Annotated in this window: 1 protein-coding gene, 4 tRNA genes, 5 rRNA genes and 1 pseudogene (1 of these 11 running past the window's edge); 9 read left to right on the top strand and 2 right to left on the bottom strand. The window is 55.2% G+C overall.

Annotated elements, in window-relative coordinates:
- Positions 1-66 precede the first annotated feature (66 nt).
- A complete protein-coding gene (locus ACZ5C3_RS25490) occupies positions 67-2103 on the bottom strand; it encodes a peptidoglycan DD-metalloendopeptidase family protein (RefSeq protein WP_464033899.1) in 2037 nt (678 codons plus the stop codon).
- 868 nt (positions 2104-2971) lie between these two features.
- On the opposite strand from ACZ5C3_RS25490, the gene ACZ5C3_RS25485 reads away from it, so the two are divergent.
- From ACZ5C3_RS25485 to rrf, 5 genes are all read left to right on the top strand, one after another.
- Positions 2972-4460 (top strand): 16S ribosomal RNA (locus ACZ5C3_RS25485).
- 208 nt (positions 4461-4668) lie between these two features.
- A tRNA-Ile gene (locus ACZ5C3_RS25480) sits at positions 4669-4745 on the top strand.
- 100 nt (positions 4746-4845) lie between these two features.
- Positions 4846-4921, top strand: a tRNA-Ala gene (locus tag ACZ5C3_RS25475).
- A 427-nt stretch (positions 4922-5348) separates the two neighbouring features.
- A 23S ribosomal RNA gene (locus ACZ5C3_RS25470) occupies positions 5349-8173 on the top strand.
- Positions 8174-8247: 74 nt separating this feature from the next.
- Positions 8248-8362 (top strand): 5S ribosomal RNA (gene rrf / locus ACZ5C3_RS25465).
- Positions 8363-8755: 393 nt separating this feature from the next.
- Here the strand turns inward: rrf and ACZ5C3_RS25460 are convergent.
- Positions 8756-9764, bottom strand: a pseudogene (locus ACZ5C3_RS25460) (integrase core domain-containing protein); the annotation flags it as partial.
- Positions 9765-10339: 575 nt separating this feature from the next.
- On the opposite strand from ACZ5C3_RS25460, the gene ACZ5C3_RS25455 reads away from it, so the two are divergent.
- The 4 genes from ACZ5C3_RS25455 to ACZ5C3_RS25440 form a co-directional block, all read left to right on the top strand.
- Positions 10340-11828: ribosomal RNA gene (locus ACZ5C3_RS25455) — 16S ribosomal RNA — on the top strand.
- A 208-nt stretch (positions 11829-12036) separates the two neighbouring features.
- Positions 12037-12113: transfer RNA gene (locus ACZ5C3_RS25450), tRNA-Ile, on the top strand.
- 100 nt (positions 12114-12213) lie between these two features.
- Positions 12214-12289, top strand: a tRNA-Ala gene (locus ACZ5C3_RS25445).
- Positions 12290-12716: 427 nt separating this feature from the next.
- A 23S ribosomal RNA gene (locus ACZ5C3_RS25440) occupies positions 12717-12856 on the top strand; it runs 2685 nt beyond the window's last position.
- The 16S, 23S and 5S rRNA genes sit together here with 4 tRNA genes alongside, the layout of an rRNA operon.

The raw sequence follows: 12856 nt of genomic DNA, 5'->3' as shown, positions 1-12856 counted from the left end.
CTTCAATACGGCTGGAGACATCCAGCCGTATTTCCTCAGCGAATCAGCTCAGAACGATGGTGAAAATTAGCGGTCGCCCGCCAGGGCGGTCTTTTGGCCCTTGGCTGCCTGCGGAGCTGGGCGGCCACCGGGGCGATTCGCCATCATGTTGTCGATGCGGTCGCGTTCCGTCTCGAAATTCGACAGCAGCGGACCATCAAGCGACCGGCCGCGCGGAAGCTTGACGCGCATCGGGTCGACGAATCGGCCGTTGACCAAAATTTCGTAGTGGACGTGGGCGCCGGTCGAGAGGCCGGTGGAGCCGACGAAGCCGATGACCTGACCCTGATTGACGCGTTTGCCAGGCTCCATGCCCTTGGCGAAGGCCGTCATGTGGCCGTAAGCGGTCTCATACCCGTTCGGATGTTTAATCTTGATGTACTTGCCATAGCCGCCTTCCCACTGGGCCTTCTCGATGACACCGTTGCCGGAGGCGAAAATCGGGGTGCCGTAAGGAGCAGCCCAGTCCACACCGGTATGCATCTTGGTGTAGCCGAGGATCGGGTGGCGGCGGCCGCCGAAGCCTGAGCGCATGATCGCATTGTTGACCGGCTTGCGGACCAGGAACTTCTTCGCGCTCTTGCCGGTCTCGTCGTAGTAATCGACGACCGAATCATCAGGCGTCTGGAAGCGATAATATTTTTTGGTCTCGCCGCCGACGGTGAGGGCCGCGTAGAGCACTTCGTTCTTTTCGTTGCTGACTGCCGGGGTCTCGTCTTCGCCTGCGAAGAAGACCTCGAACGAATCGCCAGCCTGAACCCTGCGCTGGAAGTCCACATCGTAGGAATAGATGCGAATCATGTCCTCGATGACAGTGGTGGGGACTTTGTTGCGAAGCGCCGTCTCGTAAATGCTTTGATAGAGCCGCACGCCGGTGCCGTCATCGTCATCGTCGTCATCGTCGTCGCTCTTGCTGGCGGTTTCGGTGACACTGTTGAAGCTTTGCACATCGACAGCCACGTACTTTCCGAGGTCGGACAGCGCGGCGACGGCTTCGATGTTGGCGTCGTTGGCCACGATCACACGCACCGGCTGCTGGCGCTGTTGCCCGGGACCGGCCGGAGCCATCAGGATCCGCAATTTCTGGCCTTCCTTCAGGCCGCCATCGCGACCGCGGGCACCGAGATTGTTGGCGATAGCCTGCGCTTCCCCGGGCGTTGCCCCCAAATCGCGCAGGACGCTTTGGACGGAATCGCCCTTCTTGACGATGTGGATACGTTCGCCAACCGGATTGCCGCCGGTGATCTGATCTTTGGTCTTCGGCAGCAGCGTCACGTTTTCAGGCACGACGCGGGTTTCGAAACCGGCATAGGGATCCGGCGTGCCTTCCGCCGCATAGGCCATCTTCAGGTCGGTCGGCATGGTGGACGCGTAACGGACCGCGCTGTTGCCGCGCCAGGTCGAGGCGTCACGCACCCGCATCAGAACTTCGTCGATCGCAACATTGGCTGCGATTTTAGCGCGCGGCAGGACCGCGGTCAGATCGCGCGTCACGAACGAAACTTCGGCATCCGGCTCGGCGGCGCTGGCGGTTTGTTGGTCATCGCTATCCGTAGGGGTGGCGGAGCCGACGTCGGTCAGAAGGCGTTGGGCGTTAAAAGGTGGGATTTTCGCGGAGAGGTCGCTCGTCGCGAGGGACAAATTGCCGGCGATTCGCACGAAGGGACGCACGCGCATCACCTCGCGGTTGCCCGCGCGGGTCGCCGTCGAGACCCGAATCACCTGACGTGCGGCAGCCGAATCACTTGGCGGCGGCAGCCGGTCGCTCTTGCGGGCGACGCTTGCCTTGTCGCTGGCGCCGAACGCTCCGCGCAGTGCGCCTTCGACATGTTCGGGGAGTTTGGCGAACGTCATCTCGCCATCGAGAGACGCAAAAACGGCGCCGCCGATCAGAGCCGCGCCGCACAGACCCGTGAGAATCGTGCCGCTAAACCACTGTACGGATACGCGGCGGCGATCGATAACAGCGGCTTCCGAGCCATCAACTGAAAGCGGGGGCTCATGTCCGAGATCAATGATCCCGGCACGGCCATAGTTTCCCCCGCGTGACATCCCGTGGCTCAAACCGCCTTCCCCCCAAAGTCTTTCATTGGTCAACGAGTGTGGTGCATCCCGAATGCGGCCCTTGTGAGAGCCCGAGATTCCTCGTTGTCTTCATCGAAGCAACCCCACCATGCCCCAAAGTGCTGGTCAGACGGGGTTACGTCAATGCTGTTCGCCTCGTTGATGCCTCGTGCCCTGGACCTCGCCGGTGCTTCCCAGGCTCCCGGCGACTTTTTCGAGCTCGACCGAGCAAATTTTTCCAAAAAAGTTTTGCACGGTAAGGGCATCGCTGGGGGAGAAGAACGTCGCAGGAATGTGGCTCAAGTACGGCTCACCCCCTGATAAATCAGCACTTCTTGCGCGATTCGGTTTTGTCGAACGCGATGCGACGATTTGTTGACAGATGGCGTTGACAAGCCGACTTCGGGGGGCTTATAAACCGGCCACTGAGCGCGGCGGCGCCGGGGCGAATTGCCCAGGCGGGCTTCCGTGCCCGTTAAGCTCCTCTCTCTGATGAGTAAATCAACAGCCGATAGTTGTCGGTTGTTAATTGGCGTCGGAAGAGGTTGCTGGGATCTCTTATAGACAGAGATCGTTGGAATTTTATGACTGCCCGGCTTTGGGTGGTTTTGGGACCTTCGGGTTCCGGGCTGTTTGACAAGTAAAGATGAAGAAAGAGAAACGTGGACGGCGGAGTCCTTGCGGGTCTTGGTTTTTGAGAGCTTCGGCTTTTGGGGATTGAGACCGGACGAAAGACTTCGGCGGTACACGTTTTAAAGGTTACACCATCGCTATCAACGATGTGAATCGTAGATGGCTGTCGGCTTCGGTCGACAAGAATGGTGGGACCTCGTCAAACGTTGTGATCAGCCGGTTCAAAGTTCAAGTCCAACTTGAGAGTTTGATCCTGGCTCAGAGCGAACGCTGGCGGCAGGCTTAACACATGCAAGTCGAGCGGGCGTAGCAATACGTCAGCGGCAGACGGGTGAGTAACGCGTGGGAACGTACCTTTTGGTTCGGAACAACACAGGGAAACTTGTGCTAATACCGAATAAGCCCTTACGGGGAAAGATTTATCGCCGAAAGATCGGCCCGCGTCTGATTAGCTAGTTGGTGAGGTAACGGCTCACCAAGGCGACGATCAGTAGCTGGTCTGAGAGGATGATCAGCCACATTGGGACTGAGACACGGCCCAAACTCCTACGGGAGGCAGCAGTGGGGAATATTGGACAATGGGCGCAAGCCTGATCCAGCCATGCCGCGTGAGTGATGAAGGCCCTAGGGTTGTAAAGCTCTTTTGTGCGGGAAGATAATGACGGTACCGCAAGAATAAGCCCCGGCTAACTTCGTGCCAGCAGCCGCGGTAATACGAAGGGGGCTAGCGTTGCTCGGAATCACTGGGCGTAAAGGGTGCGTAGGCGGGTCTTTAAGTCAGGGGTGAAATCCTGGAGCTCAACTCCAGAACTGCCTTTGATACTGAAGATCTTGAGTTCGGGAGAGGTGAGTGGAACTGCGAGTGTAGAGGTGAAATTCGTAGATATTCGCAAGAACACCAGTGGCGAAGGCGGCTCACTGGCCCGATACTGACGCTGAGGCACGAAAGCGTGGGGAGCAAACAGGATTAGATACCCTGGTAGTCCACGCCGTAAACGATGAATGCCAGCCGTTGGAAAGTTTACTTTTCAGTGGCGCAGTTAACGCTTTAAGCATTCCGCCTGGGGAGTACGGTCGCAAGATTAAAACTCAAAGGAATTGACGGGGGCCCGCACAAGCGGTGGAGCATGTGGTTTAATTCGACGCAACGCGCAGAACCTTACCAGCCCTTGACATCCCGGTCGCGGTTTCCAGAGATGGATTCCTTCAGTTCGGCTGGACCGGTGACAGGTGCTGCATGGCTGTCGTCAGCTCGTGTCGTGAGATGTTGGGTTAAGTCCCGCAACGAGCGCAACCCCCGTCCTTAGTTGCTACCATTTAGTTGAGCACTCTAAGGAGACTGCCGGTGATAAGCCGCGAGGAAGGTGGGGATGACGTCAAGTCCTCATGGCCCTTACGGGCTGGGCTACACACGTGCTACAATGGCGGTGACAATGGGAAGCAAAGGCGCAAGCCCTAGCAAATCTCAAAAAGCCGTCTCAGTTCGGATTGGGCTCTGCAACTCGAGCCCATGAAGTTGGAATCGCTAGTAATCGTGGATCAGCATGCCACGGTGAATACGTTCCCGGGCCTTGTACACACCGCCCGTCACACCATGGGAGTTGGTTTTACCTGAAGACGGTGCGCTAACCGAAAGGGGGCAGCCGGCCACGGTAGGGTCAGCGACTGGGGTGAAGTCGTAACAAGGTAGCCGTAGGGGAACCTGCGGCTGGATCACCTCCTTTCTAAGGATGGTCCTTCAGATTGCTTCGGCGTCTATCGGATCGTTTTAGAAACATTCAGGGGCCAACAGATCGCCAGATCGTTGAGCTCCATTGGCGGGACACCGCCGTCTTCGTTTCTCTTTCTTCGCGGACGAACACGCGCCAGGGGCGGCGTTGAGCAATGCACGTTGCATGATGCGACGTCGCGCCAACGAGCCTCTCGTCGTTAGGGCTTGTAGCTCAGTTGGTTAGAGCGCGCGCTTGATAAGCGTGAGGTCGGAAGTTCAAGTCTTCCCAGGCCCACCATCTTTGCGCGTCTCTGTATTGAGACTGCTGCGCTCACGTCACGACATCGCATCTTGCAACAACGCTTTAGTCTTTGCGTTGAGCATTCGTCTTCTGGAACGGGGGCATAGCTCAGCTGGGAGAGCGCGTGCTTTGCAAGCATGAGGTCGTCGGTTCGATCCCGTCTGCCTCCACCAGAAGTTTGGTTGAGGCGATGAGTTTGATCAACGAGATTGGTCGTTGTGTTCACAGTGTGCTCCATACGGGAGGCGCCTGTTTTATGTCCGCGAAACATCGTTTCGCATTCAGTGTTTTCACCAAAAACGCTGGCTTGCGTGATTTCTGACATCGTGAAGAGGAGATCGATCCGAGCTTGGATCGCAGGGTTTGCTGTGAGGCAAACATTGTGGGACTTGCATTATCTCCGGATCATTTTCGGCGCTCGCTCATCGCAAGATGATCGAGTTGTAAAATGATCCTTTTAGCGAAGCTTGACCGCCTCGCTATCGGTTCGATCTTACGAAGCAATCTGGTCTTTCTAATCAATATCCGTTTGCAGGCGTTCCGAAAGGAGCCTCATGCGAGCAACATTCTGCCGAGTGTGTGGATATTGATAATGAGAGCAATCAAGTGCCTTAAGGGTGTTCGGTGGATGCCTTGGCGCTGAGAGGCGATGAAGGACGTGCTACGCTGCGATAAGCTATGGGGAGCTGCGAAGGAGCTTTGATCCATAGATTTCCGAATGGGGAAACCCACCTTCGATAGCCGAAACTCCAAGGCCTTGTGTCTTGGTGCAAACCAAGCCGTGAGGTTTTGGATTTTCGGTTATCAAGCGAAGGTATGAAATCTCTGAATACATAGGAGGTTTTAAGCGAACCCAGGGAACTGAAACATCTAAGTACCTGGAGGAAAGGACATCAACCGAGACTCCGCTAGTAGTGGCGAGCGAACGCGGACCAGGCCAGTCATAAATGTGAGACAACCAGAACCTGTCAGGAAAGCAGGGCCTCAGAGGGTGATAGCCCCGTATGGGTAATGCAAACATTTATGCTCGAGTAAGGCGGGACACGTGAAATCCTGTCTGAACATGGGGGGACCACCCTCCAAGCCTAAGTACTCCTCAGCGACCGATAGTGAACCAGTACCGTGAGGGAAAGGTGAAAAGCACCCCGACGAGGGGAGTGAAATAGACCTGAAACCGGACACCTACAAACAGATGGAGCCCAAGATACGTTCTGGGTGACATCGTACCTTTTGTATTATGGGCCAGCGACTTAATTTAACGAGCAAGCTTAAACCGATAGGTGTAGGCGTAGCGAAAGCGAGTCTTAATAGGGCGCCAAGTTCGTTGTATTAGACCCGAAACCTAGTGATCTAGCCATGAGCAGGTTGAAGGTGAGGTAACACTCACTGGAGGACCGAACGGGTGTCTGTTGAAAAAGACTCCGATGACTTGTGGTTAGGGGTGAAAGGCCAATCAAACTGGGAAATAGCTGGTTCTCCGCGAAAGATATTTAGGTATCGCCTCGGATGAATGCCTCAGGGGGTAGAGCACTGGATGGGCTAGGGGGACTTACCGTCTTACCAAACCCAACCAAACTCCGAATACCTGAGAGCAATATCCGGGAGTCACACGGCGGGTGCTAACGTCCGTCGTGGAGAGGGAAACAACCCGGACCTACAGCTAAGGCCCCTAATTCGTGGCTAAGTGGGAAAGGATGTGGAAATCCCAAAACAACCAGGAGGTTGGCTTAGAAGCAGCCATCCTTTAAAGAAAGCGTAACAGCTCACTGGTCTAAATAAGGGTTTCTGCGCCGAAGATGTAACGGGGCTCAAGCCACGAGCCGAAGCTTAGGGTGTGCACTATGTGCACGCGGTAGCGGAGCGTTCTGTAAGCCTGCGAAGGGTGACCCGTGAGGGCGCCTGGAGGTATCAGAAGTGCGAATGCTGGCATGAGTAACGACAAACAGTGTGAAAGACACTGTCGCCGAAAGTCCAAGGGTTCCTGCGTAAAGTTAATCTTCGCAGGGTTAGCCGGTCCCTAAGGCGAGGCCGAAAGGCGTAGTCGATGGGAATCACGTGAATATTCGTGAGCCAGTGGATGGTGACGAATCCCGTGTGTTGTCTGACCTTATTGGATTGGTCAGGCCTCGAAGGGGTTCCAGGAAATAGCCTCCACATTAGACCGTACCCGAAACCGACACAGGTGGACTGGTAGAGTATACCAAGGCGCTTGAGAGAACTATGTTGAAGGAACTCGGCAATTTACCTCCGTAACTTCGGGATAAGGGGGCCTTTCGTCAGCGCAAGCTGTCGAGAGGGGCACAGACCAGGGGGTGGCAACTGTTTAGCAAAAACACAGGGCTCTGCGAAATCGCAAGATGACGTATAGGGTCTGACGCCTGCCCGGTGCCGGAAGGTTAAGAGGAGGAGTGCAAGCTCTGAATTGAAGCCCCGGTAAACGGCGGCCGTAACTATAACGGTCCTAAGGTAGCGAAATTCCTTGTCGGGTAAGTTCCGACCTGCACGAATGGCGTAATGACTTCCCCGCTGTCTCCAACATAGACTCAGTGAAATTGAATTCCCCGTGAAGATGCGGGGTTCCTGCGGTCAGACGGAAAGACCCCGTGCACCTTTACTGTAGCTTTGCGCTGGTATTCGTGACTGTTTGTGTAGAATAGGTGGTAGACTTTGAAGCTCGGGCGCCAGCTCGGGTGGAGTCGCAATGTGAAATACCACCCTAATGGTTATGGATATCTAACCGCGTTCCGTCATCCGGAACCGGGACAGCGCATGGTGGGCAGTTTGACTGGGGCGGTCGCCTCCCAAAGAGTAACGGAGGCGTGCGAAGGTAGGCTCAGAACGGTCGGAAATCGTTCGTCGAGTATAATGGCATAAGCCTGCCTGACTGCGAGACCAACAAGTCGAGCAGAGACGAAAGTCGGTCATAGTGATCCGGTGGTCCCGCGTGGGTGGGCCATCGCTCAACGGATAAAAGGTACGCCGGGGATAACAGGCTGATGACGCCCAAGAGTCCATATCGACGGCGTCGTTTGGCACCTCGATGTCGGCTCATCACATCCTGGGGCTGGAGAAGGTCCCAAGGGTTCGGCTGTTCGCCGATTAAAGTGGTACGTGAGCTGGGTTCAGAACGTCGTGAGACAGTTCGGTCCCTATCTGCCGTGGGTGTTGGAATATTGAGAGGATTTGTCCCTAGTACGAGAGGACCGGGATGAACGTACCTCTGGTGGAGCTGTTGTCGCGCCAGCGGCAGTGCAGCATAGCTATGTACGGACGGGATAACCGCTGAAGGCATCTAAGCGGGAAACCCACCTCAAAACGAGTATTCCCTTGAGAACCGTGGAAGACGACCACGTTGATAGGCCGGGTGTGGAAGTGCAGCAATGCATGCAGCTTACCGGTACTAATCGTTCGATTGGCTTGATTGCTCTCATTTTCAATGTCCACACGCATTCGCGTGTGACGATTGACCAAATTGCTTCGTATCTCTGTCTTTCGCCGGCCTGGTGGTTCTAGCGAGGAGCCCCAACCCGATCCCATTCCGAACTCGGCCGTTAAACTCCTCAGCGCCAATGGTACTATGGCTTAAGCCCTGGGAGAGTAGGTCGCTGCCAGGCCTGCAAAGGACAGATCAACCCCCTCTTCATCGATGACTACACAAAAACGCCGTCCCCAAAAGGGACGGCGTTTTTGCGTTTGAAGCATGAGTTTCAAAAGAAAGAGCGATAATCGGCTCGACGCCGGGAGCGGTTCTTCCGGCGATCAAAATAATTGTCGGCGGAGTTTTGAAGACCTTTTGTCGTTGGCGAAATAGATCCGGTGCATACGCAATGCCTCACCTCGATCGCAGAAGTAGCCTTCTATCAGGTTCGCGATCCCCTTCGACGCTGCCGTGAAGTTTTGCCCGATTGTGCGTTCGGTCCCAGCGCTTGCGAGCGCGGCAATGGGGAAGCGAACGAAGTCACGCATGGGAATCTCCTGAAGCTATCGATGGATTGCTCTGTCGGTTGAGTGGAAGGAGCTGGCGCGGAGCCTTCGCGTAGCGTAGCGCCAGATCCTTGCACGGCAAAAGGTGAAGGATCTTTCGAGGGGGCCCTCCATCGGAGTTGCAAGTGTGGTCGAGCTTCGTTGTCGTCAGCCGGCCCGCCAGCATTCGAGAGGAACATGCGCCTGGCCGGCGGAGTGAACAGGGCTCGTTCAACAATTCATCCCGGAGTCGGCCGTTAAAATTCTCGCCAAAGGATTTTCGATAAACTCGTCTGGCGCGATGTCATCCAAGTTGATGAGGATGTGATCCGTCTATGCTACGTTGCCGGTGAGTTCACAGTCATCGTCGCTGACCGCCATCTTCGGTTTGCTGCACTCGATCATGAGCGAGTCCCGCTCCACGCGGACGCAAGAGAGCGAAGTGCTCGCCAGCGCCAGGCAACCTCTGTGCGGTCATCGTTACGGAGAATGCGGAAGCAATGGCCGTCGGTGAGCTGATCCGACACGAAATCGAGAAGCCCGCGATCGTTAGGTGCAATCGGACTCGGCGCCCTGATCTCGACCGCTCCTTTGCGATCGCTACACTCGCGCGCCGCAAGCCTCTCCTCTTGATGGAACCGTTCTTGAGTTAAGCGCGGGCCTTCTCGTTTGAGCAAAACATGTCGGCGTCGATAGCGGAAGCGGGGGGAGCTCATGAGTGACGACCTCCATGCGCTAGCGAAGGGGGGCATCATCTGCGCAGCATCGTCCATCGTGTCGTCGCGTATCTCGCGGTGATGCAATCGTAGCCGAAGGCTTTACATGCCCAACGTTCGCTCATCGGGAATGTGTTTCGCAGATAGGCAACAGCTTTGCGCTCCGCTGCGGGCGCCACTATTTCTTTCCTAGAAGATGCTTCGGAGCGACGTTGTTGAGTATGGCACCTGCCAGTCTGCTTCAGCCGCGTGTTCTTATCCTCAATGATTTTCAGACGTTTAGCCGATGCTTCAAAATGTCGATGATCTGCTCTTCAGAAAAGCGACTGCGCTTCATGCTGCACAGCGAACTTCAAACTGGATCAAGCGCGTGGGGATAAGTTGCACTGCAGAAATTATAACTTGGCGAGAATGTCATTTTTTCACTTGAAGTCAGTTGCGTGACGATCTATACGATCGCTCGACGCTGACCGCTTGTCGGGGTTGCACTGGTCCCAGAGACTGGAGTAGCATTCGCGTCCTACATCTCTCACTTCGATGAGTGATCAACAGCCGATAGTTGTCGGTTGTTAATTGGCGTCGGAAGAGGTTGCTGGGATCTCTTATAGACAGAGATCGTTGGAATTTTATGACTGCCCGGCTTTGGGTGGTTTTGGGACCTTCGGGTTCCGGGCTGTTTGACAAGTAAAGATGAAGAAAGAGAAACGTGGACGGCGGAGTCCTTGCGGGTCTTGGTTTTTGAGAGCTTCGGCTTTTGGGGATTGAGACCGGACGAAAGACTTCGGCGGTACACGTTTTAAAGGTTACACCATCGCTATCAACGATGTGAATCGTAGATGGCTGTCGGCTTCGGTCGACAAGAATGGTGGGACCTCGTCAAACGTTGTGATCAGCCGGTTCAAAGTTCAAGTCCAACTTGAGAGTTTGATCCTGGCTCAGAGCGAACGCTGGCGGCAGGCTTAACACATGCAAGTCGAGCGGGCGTAGCAATACGTCAGCGGCAGACGGGTGAGTAACGCGTGGGAACGTACCTTTTGGTTCGGAACAACACAGGGAAACTTGTGCTAATACCGAATAAGCCCTTACGGGGAAAGATTTATCGCCGAAAGATCGGCCCGCGTCTGATTAGCTAGTTGGTGAGGTAACGGCTCACCAAGGCGACGATCAGTAGCTGGTCTGAGAGGATGATCAGCCACATTGGGACTGAGACACGGCCCAAACTCCTACGGGAGGCAGCAGTGGGGAATATTGGACAATGGGCGCAAGCCTGATCCAGCCATGCCGCGTGAGTGATGAAGGCCCTAGGGTTGTAAAGCTCTTTTGTGCGGGAAGATAATGACGGTACCGCAAGAATAAGCCCCGGCTAACTTCGTGCCAGCAGCCGCGGTAATACGAAGGGGGCTAGCGTTGCTCGGAATCACTGGGCGTAAAGGGTGCGTAGGCGGGTCTTTAAGTCAGGGGTGAAATCCTGGAGCTCAACTCCAGAACTGCCTTTGATACTGAAGATCTTGAGTTCGGGAGAGGTGAGTGGAACTGCGAGTGTAGAGGTGAAATTCGTAGATATTCGCAAGAACACCAGTGGCGAAGGCGGCTCACTGGCCCGATACTGACGCTGAGGCACGAAAGCGTGGGGAGCAAACAGGATTAGATACCCTGGTAGTCCACGCCGTAAACGATGAATGCCAGCCGTTGGAAAGTTTACTTTTCAGTGGCGCAGTTAACGCTTTAAGCATTCCGCCTGGGGAGTACGGTCGCAAGATTAAAACTCAAAGGAATTGACGGGGGCCCGCACAAGCGGTGGAGCATGTGGTTTAATTCGACGCAACGCGCAGAACCTTACCAGCCCTTGACATCCCGGTCGCGGTTTCCAGAGATGGATTCCTTCAGTTCGGCTGGACCGGTGACAGGTGCTGCATGGCTGTCGTCAGCTCGTGTCGTGAGATGTTGGGTTAAGTCCCGCAACGAGCGCAACCCCCGTCCTTAGTTGCTACCATTTAGTTGAGCACTCTAAGGAGACTGCCGGTGATAAGCCGCGAGGAAGGTGGGGATGACGTCAAGTCCTCATGGCCCTTACGGGCTGGGCTACACACGTGCTACAATGGCGGTGACAATGGGAAGCAAAGGCGCAAGCCCTAGCAAATCTCAAAAAGCCGTCTCAGTTCGGATTGGGCTCTGCAACTCGAGCCCATGAAGTTGGAATCGCTAGTAATCGTGGATCAGCATGCCACGGTGAATACGTTCCCGGGCCTTGTACACACCGCCCGTCACACCATGGGAGTTGGTTTTACCTGAAGACGGTGCGCTAACCGAAAGGGGGCAGCCGGCCACGGTAGGGTCAGCGACTGGGGTGAAGTCGTAACAAGGTAGCCGTAGGGGAACCTGCGGCTGGATCACCTCCTTTCTAAGGATGGTCCTTCAGATTGCTTCGGCGTCTATCGGATCGTTTTAGAAACATTCAGGGGCCAACAGATCGCCAGATCGTTGAGCTCCATTGGCGGGACACCGCCGTCTTCGTTTCTCTTTCTTCGCGGACGAACACGCGCCAGGGGCGGCGTTGAGCAATGCACGTTGCATGATGCGACGTCGCGCCAACGAGCCTCTCGTCGTTAGGGCTTGTAGCTCAGTTGGTTAGAGCGCGCGCTTGATAAGCGTGAGGTCGGAAGTTCAAGTCTTCCCAGGCCCACCATCTTTGCGCGTCTCTGTATTGAGACTGCTGCGCTCACGTCACGACATCGCATCTTGCAACAACGCTTTAGTCTTTGCGTTGAGCATTCGTCTTCTGGAACGGGGGCATAGCTCAGCTGGGAGAGCGCGTGCTTTGCAAGCATGAGGTCGTCGGTTCGATCCCGTCTGCCTCCACCAGAAGTTTGGTTGAGGCGATGAGTTTGATCAACGAGATTGGTCGTTGTGTTCACAGTGTGCTCCATACGGGAGGCGCCTGTTTTATGTCCGCGAAACATCGTTTCGCATTCAGTGTTTTCACCAAAAACGCTGGCTTGCGTGATTTCTGACATCGTGAAGAGGAGATCGATCCGAGCTTGGATCGCAGGGTTTGCTGTGAGGCAAACATTGTGGGACTTGCATTATCTCCGGATCATTTTCGGCGCTCGCTCATCGCAAGATGATCGAGTTGTAAAATGATCCTTTTAGCGAAGCTTGACCGCCTCGCTATCGGTTCGATCTTACGAAGCAATCTGGTCTTTCTAATCAATATCCGTTTGCAGGCGTTCCGAAAGGAGCCTCATGCGAGCAACATTCTGCCGAGTGTGTGGATATTGATAATGAGAGCAATCAAGTGCCTTAAGGGTGTTCGGTGGATGCCTTGGCGCTGAGAGGCGATGAAGGACGTGCTACGCTGCGATAAGCTATGGGGAGCTGCGAAGGAGCTTTGATCCATAGATTTCCGAATGGGGAAACCCACCTTCGATA

Source organism: Afipia dichlorophenoxyacetatis (assembly GCF_055386385.1).
Note: the sequence above shows the minus strand (reverse complement) of the source record. Positions and strands in the feature narration are given on the sequence as shown.